The sequence below is a fragment of the Streptomyces sp. NBC_00663 genome (assembly GCF_036226885.1).
GTDB lineage: Bacteria > Actinomycetota > Actinomycetes > Streptomycetales > Streptomycetaceae > Streptomyces.
On the sequence record NZ_CP109027.1, the window covers coordinates 627766 to 645195 of the forward strand.

At 73.5% G+C, this 17430-nt stretch carries 18 protein-coding genes; 13 read left to right on the forward strand and 5 right to left on the reverse strand.

What is annotated here, in order from left to right:
* Positions 1-13: 13 nt before the first annotated feature.
* From OG866_RS02970 to hypE, 11 genes are all read left to right on the forward strand, one after another.
* The gene (locus OG866_RS02970) at positions 14-508 is read left to right on the forward strand and encodes a hydrogenase maturation protease (RefSeq protein WP_329331770.1); all 495 of its coding nucleotides are present in this window, start codon (positions 14-16) and stop codon (positions 506-508) included.
* Positions 505-2799 (forward strand): carbamoyltransferase HypF, encoded by a 2295-nt coding sequence (gene hypF, locus OG866_RS02975; protein WP_329331771.1) that lies wholly within the window; start codon positions 505-507, stop codon positions 2797-2799. Before OG866_RS02970 ends, hypF begins: the two co-directional genes overlap by 4 nt.
* Positions 2800-2805: 6 nt before the next feature.
* Positions 2806-3063 (forward strand): HypC/HybG/HupF family hydrogenase formation chaperone, encoded by a 258-nt coding sequence (locus OG866_RS02980; RefSeq protein WP_329331772.1) that lies wholly within the window; start codon positions 2806-2808, stop codon positions 3061-3063.
* Positions 3064-3212: 149 nt separating this feature from the next.
* A complete protein-coding gene (locus OG866_RS02985) occupies positions 3213-4346 on the forward strand; it encodes a 4Fe-4S dicluster domain-containing protein (RefSeq protein WP_329331773.1) in 1134 nt (377 codons plus the stop codon).
* Positions 4346-4810, forward strand: coding sequence for a Crp/Fnr family transcriptional regulator (locus OG866_RS02990; RefSeq protein WP_329331774.1), 465 nt, complete (start codon positions 4346-4348; stop codon positions 4808-4810). The genes OG866_RS02985 and OG866_RS02990 overlap by 1 nt, the downstream gene beginning before the upstream one ends.
* Positions 4807-5613, forward strand: a complete 807-nt coding sequence (locus OG866_RS02995) for an FAD/NAD(P)-binding protein (protein WP_329331775.1) — start codon at positions 4807-4809, stop codon at positions 5611-5613. The genes OG866_RS02990 and OG866_RS02995 overlap by 4 nt, the downstream gene beginning before the upstream one ends.
* The gene (locus OG866_RS03000) at positions 5613-6365 is read left to right on the forward strand and encodes an oxidoreductase (RefSeq protein ID WP_329331776.1); all 753 of its coding nucleotides are present in this window, start codon (positions 5613-5615) and stop codon (positions 6363-6365) included. The genes OG866_RS02995 and OG866_RS03000 overlap by 1 nt, the downstream gene beginning before the upstream one ends.
* Positions 6362-7723, forward strand: a complete 1362-nt coding sequence (locus OG866_RS03005) for a Ni/Fe hydrogenase subunit alpha (RefSeq protein ID WP_329331777.1) — start codon at positions 6362-6364, stop codon at positions 7721-7723. Before OG866_RS03000 ends, OG866_RS03005 begins: the two co-directional genes overlap by 4 nt.
* Positions 7716-8342: a CBS domain-containing protein gene (locus tag OG866_RS03010; protein ID WP_329331778.1), complete on the forward strand. Its 627-nt coding sequence runs from the start codon at positions 7716-7718 to the stop codon at positions 8340-8342. The genes OG866_RS03005 and OG866_RS03010 overlap by 8 nt, the downstream gene beginning before the upstream one ends.
* On the forward strand, positions 8339-9442 hold the full coding sequence (hypD, locus tag OG866_RS03015; RefSeq protein ID WP_329331779.1) for a hydrogenase formation protein HypD: 1104 nt from the start codon (positions 8339-8341) through the stop codon (positions 9440-9442). Before OG866_RS03010 ends, hypD begins: the two co-directional genes overlap by 4 nt.
* Entirely contained in the window at positions 9439-10473 is a 1035-nt protein-coding gene (gene hypE, locus OG866_RS03020; RefSeq protein WP_329331780.1) for a hydrogenase expression/formation protein HypE, read from the forward strand. The genes hypD and hypE overlap by 4 nt, the downstream gene beginning before the upstream one ends.
* A gap of 323 nt (positions 10474-10796) precedes the next feature.
* Here hypE and OG866_RS03025 read toward each other — a convergent pair whose 3' ends face one another.
* From OG866_RS03025 to OG866_RS03035, 3 genes are all read right to left on the reverse strand, one after another.
* A complete protein-coding gene (locus OG866_RS03025; protein ID WP_329331781.1) occupies positions 10797-11387 on the reverse strand; it encodes an Rv1733c family protein in 591 nt (196 codons plus the stop codon).
* A gap of 598 nt (positions 11388-11985) precedes the next feature.
* Positions 11986-12978, reverse strand: a complete 993-nt coding sequence (locus OG866_RS03030) for an Acg family FMN-binding oxidoreductase (protein ID WP_329331782.1) — start codon at positions 12976-12978, stop codon at positions 11986-11988.
* Positions 12975-13286: a hypothetical protein gene (locus tag OG866_RS03035; protein WP_329331783.1), complete on the reverse strand. Its 312-nt coding sequence runs from the start codon at positions 13284-13286 to the stop codon at positions 12975-12977. The genes OG866_RS03030 and OG866_RS03035 overlap by 4 nt, the downstream gene beginning before the upstream one ends.
* Positions 13287-13695: 409 nt before the next feature.
* Between OG866_RS03035 and OG866_RS03040 the strand changes: the two genes are divergently transcribed.
* Both OG866_RS03040 and OG866_RS03045 read left to right on the forward strand, forming a co-directional pair.
* Positions 13696-13983 (forward strand): hypothetical protein, encoded by a 288-nt coding sequence (locus OG866_RS03040; protein ID WP_329331784.1) that lies wholly within the window; start codon positions 13696-13698, stop codon positions 13981-13983.
* A 340-nt stretch (positions 13984-14323) separates the two neighbouring features.
* Positions 14324-14593 carry a DUF1876 domain-containing protein gene (locus tag OG866_RS03045; protein WP_329331785.1) on the forward strand — a complete coding sequence of 90 codons (270 nt, stop codon included), beginning with the start codon at positions 14324-14326 and terminating at the stop codon, positions 14591-14593.
* 96 nt (positions 14594-14689) lie between these two features.
* Here the strand turns inward: OG866_RS03045 and OG866_RS03050 are convergent, their stop codons facing one another.
* Together OG866_RS03050 and OG866_RS03055 are read right to left on the reverse strand one after the other, a co-directional pair.
* Positions 14690-15658 (reverse strand): GerMN domain-containing protein, encoded by a 969-nt coding sequence (locus OG866_RS03050; RefSeq protein ID WP_329331786.1) that lies wholly within the window; start codon positions 15656-15658, stop codon positions 14690-14692.
* A gap of 588 nt (positions 15659-16246) precedes the next feature.
* Entirely contained in the window at positions 16247-17317 is a 1071-nt protein-coding gene (locus tag OG866_RS03055) for a zinc-dependent alcohol dehydrogenase family protein (protein ID WP_329331787.1), read from the reverse strand.
* Between the last annotated feature and the right edge of the window lie 113 nt (positions 17318-17430).

Genomic DNA, 17430 nt, shown 5'->3' on the forward strand with positions numbered 1-17430 from the left:
CACCGTGAAAGACATGCACAAGCGTGGTCGCATCGCCGTCATCGGCGTCGGGAACGAGTTCCGGCGCGACGACGGCGTGGGCTGGGCCGTCCTGGCCCGCCTGGGTGAGCGGCCGTTGCCACCGGACACCGTCCTCACCACGTGCGACGGCGACCCCGGTCGGCTGATCGGCCTGTGGGAGGGCGCCCGGCTCGCCGTCGTCGTCGACGCGGCCCACGCCCACCCGGGCACTCCCGGGCGCGTCCACCGCCTGGAGCTGGCCGCGGGGCTCCTCGGCCGGACGCCCACGACCAGCTCGCACGGTCTGGGCCTCGGCGAGGCGGTGGAACTCGCCCGCGTTCTCGGCCAGTTGCCGGAGCGCCTGGTCGTCTACGCCGTGGAGGGCGCCGACGCCACCCTGGGCACCGGTCTCTCCCCCGCCGTGGCGGACGCCGTCGAACCCGTCGTCACGGCCGTCGCGGACGAGCTCGCACGGGAGACGCGCGAAGCGGCGAGGAGGCCGGCATGACCGTACGCCGCTTCCGAGTGGAGGGAATCGTGCAGGGCGTGGGCTTCCGGCCGTTCGTCTATCGCACCGCGGAGGAATTGGGCCTGGTCGGCTGGGTGGCCAACGTCAACGGTCACGTGGAGGGCGAGGTCGCCGGACCGTCGCAGGTCGTCGAGGAGTTCGCCGCCCGGCTGCGCACCGACGCCCCGGCCCTGGCCAGAGTGCGGCGCGTCCGGCTGACCGACGGTCACAGCGGTCAGGCGCGGTACCGGGAGGGTTTCCGGGTACGGCACAGCACGCCGGGCCCCGCCGACACCACGCCGCGCGAGGTCCCGCCCGACGCGGCGATCTGCCCCGCCTGCCTGGCCGAGCTGCGTGACCCGCATGACCGCCGACACCGCTACCCGTTCATCAACTGCACGGACTGCGGCCCCCGGGCCACGATCATCGAGAACCTCCCCTACGACCGGACCCGCACGACCATGCGCCGCTTCCCGATGTGTCCGGCGTGCGCGGCCGAGTACGCCGACCCCGGTGACCGGCGCTTCCACGCCGAGCCCGTGGCCTGCCCCGCGTGTGGGCCCCGGCTGGCCTGGCACGGGCTGCGCGGCGAGGAGGCGCTGCGGGCCGCGGTGAAAGCGGTCGACGAGGGTGGGATCGTCGCGGTCAAGGGGCTCGGCGGCTATCAACTGGTGTGCGACGCGGGTGACACGGCGGCGGTGGCGGAGCTGCGTCGCCGCAAGCTCCGTCCGGCGAAGCCGTTCGCCGTGATGGTCGGCGACCTGGAGACGGCAAAGCGGCTGGCCCGGTTCGGCGCGAGCGAGCACGCGGCCCTGACCTCGCCGGAACGTCCCGTGGTGCTGCTCGCCCGGCGCCGAGGGCACGGGAGGGTGCCGCCGCTCGCCCGCGAGGTGCATCCCGGGCTGGACCGGGTCGGACTGTTCCTGCCCACCACCGGCCTGCACCATCTCCTCCTCGACGCACTCGCCCGTCCCCTCGTCGTCACCAGCGGCAACCGCAGCGACGAGCCCATCGCCGTGGACGACACGGAGGCGGCCCGGGCGCTGGCCTCGGTCGCGGACGGGTTCCTCACCCACGACCGGCCGATCCGCTCCCGTTACGACGACTCCGTGGTGCAGTTCACCGGCCGGACCCGGATCACGGTCCGCCGGGCCCGCGGGCTGGCCCCCGCCCCGCTGCGGCTCGCCGTGCGCGAGCCGGTCGCGGGCGTGGGCGCCCAGCTGAAGCACACGTTCACCCTGGCCGCCGACGGCCGCGCCCATCTCGGGCCGCACACCGGGGATCTGGCCGACCTGGCGACGTACGACGCGTTCGTGGCGTCGTACGACCGTCTGCGGCAGCTCACCGGTATCGAGCCGCGCGTTCTGGCCCACGATCCGCATTCCGGCTATCTGTCCACGCAGTGGGCCCAGGCGCAGCCGCTGCGCCGCATGGCCGTGCAGCACCATCACGCGCACGTGGCCGCGTGCGCGGCCGAGCACGGGGTGCGCGGACCGTTCCTCGGCGTCGCCTACGACGGCCTCGGGCTCGGTGCCGACGGCACCCTGTGGGGCGGCGAGATCCTCGTCGCCGACCTGTGCGGATATCGCCGCGTGGGCAGGTTCGCGACCGCGCCCCTGCCCGGCGGCGACGCGGCGGTACGCCACCCGTCCCGCACCGCCCTCGGTCATCTGCTGGGCGGTGAGACGCTGGGCCACCCGCGTCCCTACCCGTGGCTCACCCGGCCCTTCACGGAGCGACTCGACCCGGTGGAGGCCGCCGCCGTGGGCGCGATGATCGCGCGGGGCGTCAACTGCCCGCGCTCCTCCAGCGCGGGGCGGCTCTTCGACACGGTGGCCTCGCTGCTGGGGCTCTGCGACCGGGTGAGTTACGAGGGTGAGGCCGCCGTCCTGCTGGAGGCCGCGGCGGGCGGGACGCGTGCCGTGCCGCTGGCCCATCGCGTCGTACGGGAGCGCGGACTGTGGGTGTACGACCCCGCGCCGACCCTGGCTGACCTGCTGCGCCGGCGACTGGACGCGGAGCCGGTGGGGTCGCTGGCGGCGGCCTTCCATTGCACGCTCGCGGTCGTCACCGGCGAGCTGGTGGCGCGGGCCGTGGCGGAGGGCGCGCCGCGCACGGTGTGCCTGGGAGGGGGCTGCTTCGTCAACCGGCGGCTGCTCACCGAGGTCCGACGCCGGCTGCACGCGCAGGGGCTGCGGGTGCTGGTCGGCGGTCAGGTCCCGGTCGGGGACGGTGGCATCAGCTACGGCCAGGCGGCGGTCGCGGCCGCCCGGCTGGCCGGGGAGAGGTGAGCGCGGATGTGTCTGGGCATTCCGGGCAGGGTGCTGGAGGTTCACGACGACGCCGGGCTGCGCATGGCGAGCGTCGACTTCGGCGGGATACGGCGAGAGGTGTGCCTGAGCTGCACGCCCGAGGCCGATGTCGGGTCGTACGTGATCGTGCACGTCGGCTTCGCGATCACCCTCGTCGACGAGACCGAGGCCCGGCGCACGCTCGATGTGCTGCGGGCGATGGCGGGGGCGGTGGAGGGGGAACTGGGCGAGCCACTGCCGTGAGGGGAGGGCGGGACGCGGCCGCCGTCGAGCGGCCCGCGGGACCCGGTCGGACCGTCGGGAGGGCCGGTCAGCCCCTGTCGCCGGGTTCGGGCCAGGGTCGAATCTGGCAGTGGAGGAGCACGCAGCCGCCTATCGCCTGGAGGACCGCCATGAGCGCCACCGCAGCCCCGGCCGTGCTCGACCGGGACGGTCTCGACGCCTTGGTCGCGGCGCTGAGGGCACAGGGCCGGACCGTGATCGGGCCGACCGTCCGCGACGGTGCGATCGTGCTCGCGGAACTGGACTCCGCAGACGCGCTCCCTTTCGGCTGGGGCGTCGAACTGGACGCCGGGCGCTACCGGTTGGTCCGCCGCGAGGACGGGGCCGCGTTCGCGCACAGCGCGGGGCCGCAGTCCTGGAAGAACTTCCTGCACCCGGCACGGGAGCGGCTGTGGAGCGCCGACCGGACGCCACAGGGGGACGTCTCCTTCACCCCGGAGGTGCCGGCCGCGCCCTCGTACGCCTTCCTCGGTGTCCGCCCCTGTGACCTGCGGGCCATCGCCGTCCAGGACCGGGTGCTGACCGGCGGACGGTACGGCGACAGCGGGTACGCCGGGCGCCGGGGGCGGGCGCTGCTGATCGCCGTGGAGTGCACCGAGCCCGGCGCGACCTGCTTCTGCGTGTCCATGGGCGGCGGGCCCGCCGCCGACCCCGGGTACGACCTGGCGCTCACCGAGGTGGAGGGCCGGTTCCTGGTGCGGGTGGGCAGTGACGAGGGGGCCGCGCTGCTCGCGCAGGTCCCGCACCGGGCGGCCGACACCGGCACACGGAAGACGGCACGCGCCGCGGTGGACACGGCCCGCGACCGCATGGGCCGTGCCCTGCCGCCCGTGGACCTGCGGGATCTGATGGGCGCGAGCCTGACCGCCGAGCGCTGGGACGACGTCGCCGCCCGCTGTCTGACCTGCGGCAACTGCACGATGGTCTGTCCGACCTGCTTCTGCACCACCACGGAGGAGGTCACCGACCTCACCGGCGACCACACAGAGCGGTGGCAGCGCTGGGACTCCTGCTTCGACCTGGACTTCTCGTATCTGCACGGCGGCCCGGTCCGCCCGACGTCCCGCAGCCGGTACCGGCAGTGGCTGACGCACAAGCTCGGCACCTGGCACGACCAGTTCGACATGTCCGGGTGCGTCGGCTGCGGGCGCTGCATCGCCTGGTGCCCGGCCGGCATCGACATCACGGAGGAAGTGGCCGCGCTCGACGCCGAGCGCTCGGACCGGGAAACGGAGACGGACTGATGCCTCCCTCGATCGCCCTGCGCGTGCATCACGCCCTGCCCGCCGAGCACCGTGACCGGCTGTTGCGCGTCGCCCGCGAGGTCAGCTTCCCGCCGGGTACCCGCCTGTTCGACGAAGGCGGCCACGCGGACCGCTTCTGGATCGTCCGGGACGGCACGGCCGCGCTGGACCTGCATGTGCCCGGCCGCCGCGCCCCGGTCGTCGAGACGCTCGGCGTCGGTGACCTGGTCGGCTGGTCGTGGCTGTACGAGCCGTTCGTGTGGCGGCTGGGTGCCGAGGCCGTGACCCCGGTGGGTGCCTACGAGTTCGACGCCGTCGCCGTGCGGCTGATGTGCCTGGACGACGCCGAGTTCGGCCGGGCCGTGGAGCACTGGGTGGGCCGGGTGCTCGCCCACCGGCTCCAGGCGGCCCGGACCCGGCTCCTGGACCTGTACGGTCCCCACAACAGCGGCGGTGCCCGATGACGGATGTCCCGGTGCCGTACCGCGTGGTCGCCCGCAGGCCGGAGACCGCGGACACCGTCACCCTGCGGCTGGAACCGCTCGGTGCGCCGCTGGACGATTTCGCGCCCGGGCAGTTCGCGATGGTGCACTGCTTCGGGCGCGGCGAGATCCCCGTCTCGGTGAGTTCCGTGCCGGCCACCGGCGGGCTCGCGCACACGATCCGGGCGGTGGGGGCGGTGTCGGCGGGGCTGTGCGCGGCGCGGGCCGGGGACGTGCTGGGGGTCCGGGGGCCGTACGGCGTCGGCTGGGAGCTGGAACGGGCGCGCGGACGGGACGTGGTCGTCGTCGCGGGCGGCATCGGGCTCGCGCCGCTGAGGCCGCTGATCCTGCGCGCGCTGGCCGAGCCGGCGGCGTACGGCCGCATCGACGTGCTCATCGGGGCGCGCAGCCCGGCCGAGCTGATCTCTCGCAGGGAGATCGAGCGCTGGCCCACCGCGTACACCGGAGTGACCGTCGACCGGCCCGACCGGGAGTGGCGCGGGGACGTCGGGCTGGTCACCACGCTGCTGGACCGCGCGGAGTTCGCACCGGCGCGCACCACGGCGTTCGTCTGCGGACCCGAGCCCATGATCCGGGCCACGGCCCGCGACCTGGCCTTCCGAGGAGTGCCCCGGGACCGGATCCGGGTCTCGCTGGAGCGCAACATGCGCTGCGCGACCGGGCACTGCGGGCACTGCCAGCTCGGCCCGCTGCTGCTGTGCCGGGCCGGGCCCGTCGTGGGCTGGGACGAGGCCGAACGCCTTTTGTCCGTAAGGGAGTTGTGATGACACCCACCCTCGCCGTGTTCAAACTGGCCTCGTGCGACGGCTGCCAGCTCACCCTGCTGGACTGCGAGGACGAACTCCTGGCGCTGGCGGGCCAGGTGGAGATCTCGCACTTCCTGGAGGCGTCCAGCGCGGTGACGGGCGGACCCTACGACCTGTCCCTCGTCGAGGGCTCGGTCACCACGGCCGCGGACGCCGAGCGCATCCGCTCGATCCGTGCCGCTTCCCGCCGTCTGGTGACCATCGGGGCGTGCGCGACAGCCGGCGGAATCCAGGCCCTCAGAAACCTCGCGGACGTCGACGCCTACCGGCGTGTGGTGTACGCGCACCCCGAGTACATCGACACCCTCGCCACCTCCACGCCCGTGTCCGCCCATGTCGACGTCGACTTCGAACTGCGCGGCTGCCCGATCGACAGACGGCAGCTCATCGAGGTCATCACCGCCTTCCTCGCCGGACGCCGACCGGACGTGCCCAACCACAGCGTCTGCTTCGAGTGCAAGCGGCGCGGCACGGTCTGCGTCACCGTCGCCCACGGCACCCCCTGCCTGGGGCCGGTCACGCACGCCGGGTGCGGGGCGCTGTGTCCGGCGTACCAGCGGGGCTGCTTCGGCTGCTTCGGGCCCTCCGGGTCCGTGAACCTGCCCGCGCTGATCCCGCTGCTGCGCCGCGACGGTCTCGACGAGGACGCCGTGGGGCGGTTCCTGCACACCTTCAACACAACCGCGTTCGAGGAGGAGTTGGCGCCGTGACGCACCGAGGATCCCGTGTCCTGCACGTCGGCTCGCTGTCCCGGGTCGAGGGCGAGGGCGCGCTGCGCCTGCGGGTGCACGACGGGACGGTCACCGAGGCACGGCTGGAGATCTACGAACCGCCCCGGTTCTTCGAGGCGTTTCTGCGCGGGCGCTCGTACACCGAGCCGCCCGACATCACCGCCCGGGTGTGCGGAATCTGCCCGGTGGCCTACCAGATGAGCGCGTGCGCGGCGATCGAGGACGCCTGCGGGGTCACCGTCGACCCGGTGATCCGCGAGCTTCGCCGGCTGCTGTACTGCGGCGAGTGGATCGAGAGCCAGGCCCTGCACATCTACCTCCTGCACGCCCCGGACTTCCTGGGCCGGGCGAGCGCGATCGAACTGGCCCGCACGCACCGGGCCGACGTCGAACGGGGGCTGCGCCTGAAGAAGGCGGGCAACTCGGTGATGGAGCTGCTCGGCGGACGAGCCGTGCATCCGGTGAACGTCCGTCTCGGCGGCTTCCACCGGGTACCGACCCGGCAGGAACTCCGGCCGCTGCGCGAGCAGTTGACGCAAGCACTCGACGACGCCTGGGAGACCGTGCGCTGGGTGGCCGGATTCGAGTTCCCGGACGCCCGCGTCGAGGCCGACCTGCTGGCGCTGGCCGAGCCGGACACGTACGCCATCGAGGGCGGGACCCCGACGGTGCTGCGCGACGACGGGGTCGAAACCGCCTTCCCCACAGGGGACTTCACCGAACACGTCACCGAGACCCATGTCGCGCGCTCCACCGCACTGCACTCCCGGCTCGACGGCCGGCTCCATCTCACCGGCTCCCTCGCCCGGTTCGCGATCAGCGGGGCGCGTCTGTCGCCGGTGGCGCGGGAGGCGGCCGTGGCGGCCGGGCTCGGCGATCCCCGCGAAGGCGCGGTGTGCCGCAATCCGTTCCGGTCGATCCTGGTGCGGGCCGTGGAGACGCTGTACGCCGTCGACGAGGCCCTGCGGATCATCGGGACGTACGAACCACCCGAGCGCCCGTACACGGACGTGCCGTCGGTCCCGGGCGTCGGACACGGCGCCACGGAGGCACCGCGCGGGCTGCTCTACCACCGCTACGAGCTCGACGCCGACGGCCTGATCACCGATGCGCGGATGGTGCCGCCGACCGCGCAGAACCAGGGCGCGATCGAGGACGACCTGCGGCGGATCGCCCAGCGGGCCCTCGCCGAACAGGGCATGGACGACGCGGCGTTGACCCATCTGTGCGAGCGGGCGATCCGCAACCACGACCCGTGCATCTCGTGCTCCACCCATTTCCTCGACCTGACGGTCGTCCGGACCGCAGGAGACACCGCGGGAGGCTCTGATGTCTGAATCCCCCTACACCGTGAGCGATGTCATGACCCACACGGTGGTCGCCGTCGGACGCGATGCGTCCTTCAAAGAGGTCGTCGGCCTGATCGACCAGTGGAAGGTCAGCGCCCTGCCGGTACTGGAGGGTGAGGGGCGGGTCGTCGGTGTGGTCTCCGAGGCCGACCTGCTGCCCAAGGAGGAGGCCAAGGGCCGGGACGAGGAGTCCCTCGACCTCGCCGAGCGGGCCAAGGCCGCGGCGCTCACCGCCGGTGAGCTGATGAGCACCCCCGCGGTGACCGTGCACGCGGACGCCGCGGTCGCCGAGGCCGCCCGCATCATGGCGCGCCGGCACGTGAAGCGGCTGCCGGTCGTGGACCGCGTCGGCATGCTCCAGGGCGTGGTCAGCCGCGGCGACCTGCTGAAGGTCTTCCTGCGCCCCGACGAGGAGATCGCCGACGAGATCGTCCACACCGTGCTGACCCGACTGCCGGTCACCACTCCCCTGTCCGTCACCGTCACCGACGGTGTCGCCACCCTGGAAGGCGCCGCGGCCGAGCGCACCTACCTGCCCATCGTGGCCCGTGCGGTGCGGGCGGTGGAAGGAGTCGTGGACGTCCGGCTGGAGCTCACCCACCGATGAAATACCTCGACGAGTACCGCGACCCGGCGCTCGCCCGACGTCTGCTGGACGAGCTGCGGCGCACGACCACGCGCCCGTGGCGGATCATGGAGGTGTGCGGCGGCCAGACCCACACCCTGGTCCGGCAGGGCATCGACGAACTGCTGCCGGCCGGGATGCGGATGATCCACGGCCCGGGCTGCCCGGTCTGCGTCACACCGCTGGAGACCCTGGACCGGGCCATGGCCATCGCCGCCCGGCCCGGCGTGATCCTCACCAGCTTCGGCGACATGCTGCGCGTGCCCGGCAGCGACACCGACCTGCTGTCGCTGCGGGCGCGCGGGGCGGACGTACGGGTGGTGTACGCCCCGATGGACGCCGTACGGCTGGCAGCCGCCCACCCGGAACGTGAAGTCGTCTTCCTGGCCGTGGGGTTCGAGACGACGGCCCCCGCCAACGCGACGGCCGTGCTGCACGCGGCCCGCCTCGGGCTCGCGAACTCTTCGATGCTGGTCAGTCACGTCCTCGTACCGCCCGCGATGACGGCCCTGCTCGACGATCCCGACTGCGATGTGCAGGCGTTCCTGGCGGCCGGGCATGTGTGCGCGGTGATGGGCTGGCGGGAGTACGAGCCGATCGCCGCCCGGTATCAGGTGCCGATCGTGGTGACCGGGTTCGAGCCGCTGGACCTGCTGGAGGGCATCCTGATGGCCGTACGGCAGCTGGAGTCGGGCCGGTTCGAGGTGCGGAACCAGTACGCGCGTGCCGTGCGGCGGGCCGGGAACACCGACGCGCAGGACGCGGTCCGCGAGGTCTTCCAGGTCACCGACCGGGCCTGGCGCGGGATCGGGGCGCTGCCCGACAGTGGGCTCGAACTCCGCCAGAAGTACCGGTTGTTCGACGCCGCCCGGCGGTTCGACGTGGGCGGGCTGCGTCCCGTCGAGGACGCCGAGTGCATCGCGGGCGCCATCCTGACCGGGGCGAAGCTGCCCACCGACTGCGCGGCGTACAGCACCCGTTGTACGCCCCGCCATCCCCTGGGCGCGCCCATGGTGTCGTCCGAGGGTACCTGTGCCGCCTTCCACGCGGCCGGGCGCACGCCGACGAGGAGCACGTCATGAGCATCCAATGCCCCACCCCGCACCATGACGACGAGGTGGTCCTGCTCGGCCACGGCGCCGGCGGACGGCTCACCGCCGAGCTGCTCGACCAACTCGTCCTGCCGTCCCTGGGCGGCGACACGGGTCCTCTGGAGGACGCGGCGCTGCTGCCCGGCTACCGCGAACTGGTGATCAGCACGGACAGCTTCGTCGTCAGTCCGCTGTTCTTCCCCGGCGGGGACATCGGGTCCCTCGCCGTGCACGGCACCGTCAACGACCTCGCGATGCGGGGTGCGTGGCCGATCGCGCTGTCCGTCTCCCTCATCGTCGAGGAGGGGCTGCCGATGGCCGAACTGCGTGCCGTCATGGCGTCGTTGGGGAAGGCGGCGCAGGAGGCCGGGGTGCCGGTGGTCACCGGAGACACCAAGGTGGTCGGGCGCGGCGCGGCCGACCGGCTGTTCGTGAACACCACGGGCGTCGGGCAGCGGCACGGCTCGCTGCATCCGTCCGCCGCCCTCGCCCGGCCCGGCGACGCGGTGCTGCTGTCCGGGCCGATCGGGCTGCACGGCACGACCGTGCTGAGCACGCGTGAGGGTCTCGGCTTCGAGAGCGACATCGCCTCGGACAGCCGTCCCCTGCACCGTCTCGTCCTGGCGCTGGCACCGAACGGCCCCGCCATCCATGTCCTGCGCGACCCGACGCGAGGCGGCCTCGCCGCGGCCCTCAACGAGATCGCCCGCGACTCCGCCGTCACCGTCGAGATCGAGGAGAGCGCGGTCCCCGTTCCCGAAGCGGTGGCCTCCGCCTGTGACCTGCTGGGCCTCGACCCGCTCATCGTCGCCAACGAGGGCTGCTTGATCGCCTTCGTCACCGCCGACGCGGCCGACGACGTCCTCTTGGCGATGCGGTCCCTGCCCGAGGGCGCGCACGCGGTACGGATCGGTGAGGTGACCGCGCGGGAGCCGCACGGGAGGGTGGTCCTGCGGACCATGGTGGGGGCGCGGCGGATCGTGGAGATGCCGTTGGGCGAGCAGCTTCCGAGGATCTGCTGAGGGAGGGGCGGGCCCACCGCGGCCTCGCGCCGGCCCCACCGCGCGGGCGCACCGCGGCCTCGCGCCGGCCCCACCGAGCGGGCGCACCGCGGTCGTGTGGTGGCCCCACCGCGCGTGGTGGGTGCCTCGCGGTCGTGTGGGTGGCTTCGCCGCACATGCGCCATGCGGTCGGGCGGTGGTCCCGCCGCGCATGCGGCACGCAGTTGTGTCGTGGCCCCGCCGTGCATGCGCCACGCGGACGTGCGGTGGCCTCTCCGCCCACAGGCCGCGCGGACGGGCCGCGGTCCCGCCACGGGTGCGTCGATCGCCGGTTCTGTCTGCCGTCAGCCGGTCTTGTGACCCCACCTCGGACCGACCTCGGCCCACTCCGCGTCCCACTGCGCCATGCGGCCCCGGTCCAGGCGCCCGTGCAGGACCCAGCCGAGGGGCAGGACGAGGGCGCAGACGCACACCGCGGTCGCCGCGCCCAGCACGACGCCCTGGAGCTCGGCTTCCTCGCTGCTCACGGGAGGAGGGACGAGTTTGCCCTGTCGGTCCAGCCACACCCGGGCCGTGCTGCCTGCCTTGATGCCGGGTTCGACCCGGGCCAGTCCGGTGCGGGACGAGCCGTCCGCGGCCGTCCAGCGGACCTTGGCCCAGGAGTAGTCGTCGGACGACGTGGTCGAGGTGACCGTGTCGGTGGCGTCCTGCACGAGGACGGCGGCAACGGCATGGCGTTGCGTCCTGCGGTCGTCGAGGCTCTGCTCCACCGCGTGCGCGGTCACCATGCCCGCGACGGCTCCCGCGGCGACGGCCAGACAGCACAGGGCGAGCAGCAGCCAGGCCTCGACGATGTCACTGCGGCGCAGCAGCGGACTGGGCCGCCAGCGCCACAGCCGCACCTTCCGTACCCTCCGGCGCACTGTCCGTGTCATCGTCCGGCACCTCCTCGCGGGCGAGCCGCAGGCGAATCCCTCCTGTCGGCAATCTTCCAGGCCGGTGCCGGGAGCGGCAGGGGTCGACCGGGCGTCCACCAGGGACCTCCGGACCTCTTCGCCGCCCGACCGGCCCGGTTCGGGACCAGGCGCAGGATCAGCTACGGGAGTCGTTCCCAGTGTCGCGCGCCGGCCACCTGGAGCGCAGGTCGGGCGTGGGAGCGCTTGGGTGTGGAAGGCCGCCGCGAATCCGTGGGGCGCCGCGCACAGCAGGACCCGTTGGAGCGCCCGGCCCGTCCCCAGCCAGTCCAGCCGCGTGTCGTACGGGGCGTGCTCAGCACGACGACGGTGCCTGTGCGGGGCGTCCACCGCCGAGGCCGGTCGTCATCGCAGCCGACGGCCGAGGAGACGGTCCCGCCCGCCGCCCCCGGCGAACCGCTACGACCGTTCACGACCACAGCGCCGACGGGCCGCGCGCCGGGCAGGCGCTCGAAGGGTGCGGGGCTCTCTGCCGCGCCGTTCGGCACGGCGGAGGGGGACGAGAGCTCGTTGCCCGCGCCGCTCCCGCGGTGGCACGTCTCGGCACCCGGACCGGCTCTCAGGTGACGTCCAGGACGTCCCGCACGGGACGGCGGGGTGTTGCCGGGCCCTGCGGCCCGTAGCCGAGGCGCAGCACCATCTGGACGGGTCCCCGGCCCGCCACCGGATCGCGGACGAGCGTGCGCAGCTCGCGGGTCTCCAGCGGATGGGAGGTCAGCGCCCCGGCCAGTCCTGCCGCCGTGGCCTCCAGCAGGACACGTTCGAGGGCCTGCCCGGCGCGCAGCCAGTCGGCCGCGGTGTCTCCGGGCGTGGACAGCAGCGCCAGATGCGGCCTGTTCTCGAAGGAGACGGTGCCGCGGTCGGCCACCGGGCGGCGGCCTGCGAAGTCCCGCAACGGCGCGCGGCCGTCCCGCCGGCGCGGCCCGAAGGCGTACTCGGGTACGCCGTCGGTGGCGACGTCGGCCTCCGGGCCGAGCCGGGTCCACCGTTGCAGGTCCTCCCTGCCCGCCGGGTCGAGGACGTCACGGCTCTCGGCGTCACTGACCAGGTCCAGGACGGTCTCGACATGCCAGGGCCCGGGGAACAGCAGCTCGGCGCCCTCCTGGGCGGCCGCCGCCCGCAGTGTGTCCTGTACGTCGTCCGGGAGGTCCTTGTCCTCGAAGGGGTAACGGCTGGTGTGCCGTCGCCCGATCACGGGATACAGCCGCACCAGGTCGTCCGCGCCGGGTCCGACACCCGCATCCGGCAGATGGACGGCGGCCAGCGCCAGCGGGTCGCCCGCGTCCGGCAGCAACCGGACCCGCGGCGACAGGCCCGCGTGCGCGGCGGCCACGCGCAGGTTGAACAGCGCCGCACCGCAACCGATGTGCAGCGCCCTGTTGTCGGCGTCGGAGCGGGGCATGGCCCGGCTCAGGTCGGCGCGCAGCACCAGGAGGCGCTCGCCGGTGACGAAGCGGAACCTCCAGGGCTGGGCGTTGTGCATCGACGGTGCCGCCGTCGCGTCGGCGATCAGCGAGGTCACCGTCTTCGGGTCCAGCTCGCGCTCTGTCATCGTGGCCTCCTCCGGCGTGGCGCCTGGTCCGCGCCTTGGACGTGGACGCCGGCGGCGGCGCCGCCGACCTCGCCCCCGAGCCGGATCGCCGCGTCGTCGCGGACGAGCGCCTGCAACAGCCCACAGCGGCTGACGACACCGATTACCTTCGCAAGCAGGTCGGACGGGGCGATCACACCGGTCACCTGCCGTTCGGCGTCGCCCACAGGCGCCACACCGGTCTGTCGGCGGACCGTCATCCGGGCGACGTCCGGGAACACGGTGGCGGCGGGAGCACCGGTGACGGGCCGCACCGAGTGGGATGCCATGGCCGACAGGAGGCAGCGCGCCGTCAGATCGGGGCCGCTTGCTTCGGCCGGCCTCTCGGCACGGGTGCGTTCCCGTGGCTCTCGGTCGTCCATCACAGCCTCCCAGGGCGTGCGAGGGCTGGATCCTCCACCTCCACGGTCACACCGACCAGCCCGTACCGGGCAGGGGCCGTACGGCCCCCGCCCCGCGACAAACAGCCCCGGTAGGAAGCTCCGAGGCGCACTGGCGTGAGGAGTGACCGACCGGACACCCGGGCCGGGCCTGATACACCGCGCTTCCGGCGGCGACGGGGCACCCGGAGGACATGGGCGAGGGAAGAATCCGGCCCCGGTCGGCGCTGTTCCTCACAGCGGTCCGGTATGTGCGACCCGCCGGGTCCCACCGCTCAGATGGAGGAGAGGGAGAACCATGGCGGCAGCAGAACACGACCGGTCTCCGGTCCGTGCGGTCGACTCCCTCGTGACCGCCTGCGGGCGCAAGATCACCGTGCACGGGCTGCGGCTCTCGCCCGCGGGCCGGCCCATCAGGCGGATCGCCCTGGACGTGGGCCGGGACCAGGGCGGCGAACCGGGTGTATGGGCGGCCCTCACCACGGACGAGGCACGCGACCTGGCCCACCTTCTCCTGGCGCAGGCAGACCTGACCGAGCCCGGCACCGCACCCGGGTCTTCGGTGCAGCCCGGCGCTCAGGTGTAGACAATGTGCCCGCCGGCCGCGAGCTCGTGGAACTCACCGACTGCGAGATGACCTGGACCCGGACGACGAGCTCGTCCCTTGTCGAGTGCGCAAAGATCGGGTGCGAGACATCGACCGACGCCTCGCAGGCGTAGAAGCCCGCCCCGGTGTCAGCGATCATGTCGGTGGACCCGGGGGTCGGCGAGATGGAAGAGCCGGTACCGGCGGGGTGGGGAGACCTGACCGCAGCCCAGCGGTCAGGGCCGTTGTGCTCCTGGACCGGCCGCAGGAGCGGGCACAGGCTGGAGAGCGGGCGCAGGCTGGAGAGCGGAGGCCGAGAAGCGGGACGGAAGCGATCACGATGGAAGCGAAGCAGTGGACGGTTCACATCTACATCAGCGAGGAAGGAGACGAGACGCGGGCCCGGGCGGTCCTGGCCACGCGGGACAGGTCGAAGCTCACGGGCCGTGGGCTGGCCCGCCGCAACCCGATCGACCGGCCCGCTCCGGAGATCGGCGACGAGCTCGCGGCGAGCCGTGCGCTGGCGGACCTCGCCATCCGGCTGCACGACGTCACCGCCGACGACATCGTGGAGCCGGCCAGGCCGGTCCAGGCCTGGTACCAGGCGTGACGGGCGCGGGCCGGAACCCGCAGCGGCGGGGCACGGAATCCCGACCGTGCCCCTCCTCGTGCCGCCTTCACCGGCCCGCCACCGCTCCCCCTCGTGTCACCGCTGGACGGTCAGCGGGACCGTGTCCTCGACCACCGCGTGTCCGTCCTCCAGCGAGTTCCAGTACGCGCTGAGCAGCCCGGCGCCCGAGCGGGTCGCCCGGTAGGGGATCGTCACATCGAACGTGCCGCGGGTCCCACTGCCGGAGGTGGCCGTGACGCGGATGTCGGCCGCGGTGCGCCCGGCCGCGTCGGTGATCTTCAGCCGGAAGGTCGCCTCAAGGGTGTTGGCGCTGCCGGAGATCCTGAGCGGGGTCCGGACGGTGTCGCCGATCAGGGGCGACTCGACGAGGATCTGCGGGGCGAGATCCTCGAACTCGGCGCGGCCGACGGGGTGGTTGAGGACGATTTCCTCGCCGCCGAAGGACGTCACCGGCTTGCCGTCCAGTTCGAACCGCACCTTGTGGATCGGGGGGAAGCGGGTTGCGGTGAAGACGACCTGCGCGAGCCTGGCCTGCCTCGACAGGCTCCCGCCGCCGTCGTCGTAGCGCCCGGACAGATCGATCGTCGCCACATGGTGGCGGACCACCAGGGAACGCAGCGTCGTTCCCGAGGGAATCGCCGTGGTGCGGCCGTGGTCGCGTTCGTACCGGCTGGGCCCGGCCAGTAGGGCGCGCAAAGCCCCGGCCGCGGAGGTCGGTGCGGTCACCGTGCGCGGGGCGGGCGAGACCTGTCCGCTGTGCAGGAAGTACACCGCTGCGCGGACCTGGCGGTGTGGCGGGCCGGGGGACATCGGCATGGACGGCATGGACGGCATCGACGAGCCGTTCGGCGTCCCCGGTGCAGTGGGGGTGCCATGCCGCCCCCGGGCGGGGATGGTGTCGTCGTTGCCGTTCGACGCTCCCGCGGAGCCGTCGTCCTGTCCGCATCCGCCGGACAGTGCCGACGCCAGTACGACGGCCGTGGCGAGGACCAGAGTTCGACGCGGTCGGTATGGCCTGGACATGGTCGTGTTCTCGGCACTCATGGCAGCCTCCTACGACACTGCCAGCCAACCCCGTCCGTCGAGATGCCCCAAGTGCCTTACGGGCCCCCGCGGATGGGCCGTCCGGCACCGGCTTCCAGGGCCGGCCGACCGCCCTCGACGCCACGTCGGGAAGTACCGGTGGACGACACCGACGCCGGTCCGCGTTCGTCCTGGGCAGTGCGATGCCCGACCAGTCGCGGCGGGAGCCTTCCACGGCCCGCGCAACCTCCCCGGCATTCCCACGCCGACCCGAGCCACGAGTTGTTCTCCGGTGTCATCACACGGTCCCAACTACGGCTTCCCTGAGAAGTGTTGTTCCACCTGCGGGACGTGCGTGAGGTACGTCGGCCGCGCTCGGCCGTGCCGCACCGGGATGCTCCGCGTGCTGCCTCGCGTGGGCCGGCCGGTCCCGTCGGGGAGCCGCTCAGCCCTGGCGCGGCCACGCCGCGGGCCCTGTCGACGTCGAGGATCGGCATCCCCGGGACCGCGCTGCCCGGGCGACGGGCGATCAGGGGGACGGCGTGACCGGCCACGGGCACCGACGTCACCGTGCCGCCCGGCCCCGGTCGGGCCTCCCACCGCGTGCCGTCAGGCCGCCGGAACGGCGAGGACGTCGTGCCGCGGGGCGCCCAGCACCACCTTGAGGGCACCGGTGTCGGCGGCGTGGGCGAAGACGTCGTACGCCTCCTCCATCGCGTCCAGCGGGAAGGTGTGCGTGACCAGTGACGAGGTGGGCAGCCTGCCGGCGGCCGCCATCCGCAGCAGGGTGGGTGTGGATCGGGTGTCGACGAGGCCGGTGGTGATGGTCAGGTTCTTGATCCACAGCTCTTCGAGGTGCAGGGTGGCCGGCCTGCCGTGCACGCCGACGTTGGCCACGTGCCCGCCGGGCCGCACCACGCGGGTGCACAGCTCGAAGGTCTCCGGCACGCCGACCGCCTCGATGGCCACGTCGGCGCCCAGCCCGTCGGTGAGGTCCGTGATCAGTTGCTCGGGGGACTCGCCGGCGAAGGCCACCGCGTCGGCGCCCAGCGCCCGGGCGGCGTCCAGGCGAGGTGCGGCCACGTCCACGACCACGATCCGCTCGGGGGCGAACAGCCGGGCCGTGGCCACGGCCGCGAGTCCGACGGGGCCGGCGCCGACGACGGCCACGGTGTCGCCGGGTCGTACGCGTCCGTTGAGCACGCCCACCTCGTAGGCGGTCGGGAAGATGTCGGCCAGCAGGACGGCGTCCGGGCCGTCCAGGGTGCTGGGCAGCGCGTGGACGGACAGGTCGGCGTACGGGACGCGGACGTACTCGGCCTGGGTGCCGTCGATCAGGTGGCCGAGGATCCAGCCTCCGCCGCCCCGGCACTGGCCGTAAGAGCCCTCGCGGCAGTAGCCGCAGCGCCCGCAGGCGGTGATGCAGGAGACAAGGACGCGGTCTCCCGGCCGTACGGTGCGGACGTCGCCGCCGACCTCGACGATCTCGCCGACCGCCTCGTGCCCGAGGACGGTGCCGGGCCGGACCTCGGGGACGTCGCCCTTGAGGATGTGCAGGTCCGTTCCGCAGATGGTGACGGTGTCGACCCGGACGATCGCGTCGGTGGGTTCCTTGACACCCGGATCCGCGACCTCCTCCCAGGAGGACTGTCCCGGGCCGTGGAAGACGAAGCCCTTCATGATGGTCCCTGCCCTTCTCCCCCGCAGATCCGATGCCTTTCGCCGCCCCACAGATCCAGCCTGACCCTCCGGGACGCGCCCCGCATGGGCCGCTCGGCCCCTTCGGTCCGGCC

Coding starts and splice junctions, on each gene's coding strand:
- hypE (WP_329331780.1), top strand. CDS start 9,439: ATGAGCATCCAATGCCCCACCCCGCACCATGACGACGAGGTGGTCCTG.
- OG866_RS03050 (WP_329331786.1), bottom strand. CDS start 15,658: ATGAGTGCCGAGAACACGACCATGTCCAGGCCATACCGACCGCGTCGA.
- OG866_RS02995 (WP_329331775.1), top strand. CDS start 4,807: ATGACGGATGTCCCGGTGCCGTACCGCGTGGTCGCCCGCAGGCCGGAG.
- OG866_RS03040 (WP_329331784.1), top strand. CDS start 13,696: ATGGCGGCAGCAGAACACGACCGGTCTCCGGTCCGTGCGGTCGACTCC.
- OG866_RS02970 (WP_329331770.1), top strand. CDS start 14: ATGCACAAGCGTGGTCGCATCGCCGTCATCGGCGTCGGGAACGAGTTC.
- OG866_RS03000 (WP_329331776.1), top strand. CDS start 5,613: ATGACACCCACCCTCGCCGTGTTCAAACTGGCCTCGTGCGACGGCTGC.
- OG866_RS02980 (WP_329331772.1), top strand. CDS start 2,806: ATGTGTCTGGGCATTCCGGGCAGGGTGCTGGAGGTTCACGACGACGCC.
- hypD (WP_329331779.1), top strand. CDS start 8,339: ATGAAATACCTCGACGAGTACCGCGACCCGGCGCTCGCCCGACGTCTG.
- OG866_RS03045 (WP_329331785.1), top strand. CDS start 14,324: ATGGAAGCGAAGCAGTGGACGGTTCACATCTACATCAGCGAGGAAGGA.
- OG866_RS03010 (WP_329331778.1), top strand. CDS start 7,716: ATGTCTGAATCCCCCTACACCGTGAGCGATGTCATGACCCACACGGTG.
- OG866_RS03055 (WP_329331787.1), bottom strand. CDS start 17,317: ATGAAGGGCTTCGTCTTCCACGGCCCGGGACAGTCCTCCTGGGAGGAG.
- OG866_RS03030 (WP_329331782.1), bottom strand. CDS start 12,978: ATGACAGAGCGCGAGCTGGACCCGAAGACGGTGACCTCGCTGATCGCC.
- OG866_RS02990 (WP_329331774.1), top strand. CDS start 4,346: ATGCCTCCCTCGATCGCCCTGCGCGTGCATCACGCCCTGCCCGCCGAG.
- OG866_RS03035 (WP_329331783.1), bottom strand. CDS start 13,286: ATGGCATCCCACTCGGTGCGGCCCGTCACCGGTGCTCCCGCCGCCACC.
- OG866_RS03025 (WP_329331781.1), bottom strand. CDS start 11,387: ATGACACGGACAGTGCGCCGGAGGGTACGGAAGGTGCGGCTGTGGCGC.
- OG866_RS02985 (WP_329331773.1), top strand. CDS start 3,213: ATGAGCGCCACCGCAGCCCCGGCCGTGCTCGACCGGGACGGTCTCGAC.
- hypF (WP_329331771.1), top strand. CDS start 505: ATGACCGTACGCCGCTTCCGAGTGGAGGGAATCGTGCAGGGCGTGGGC.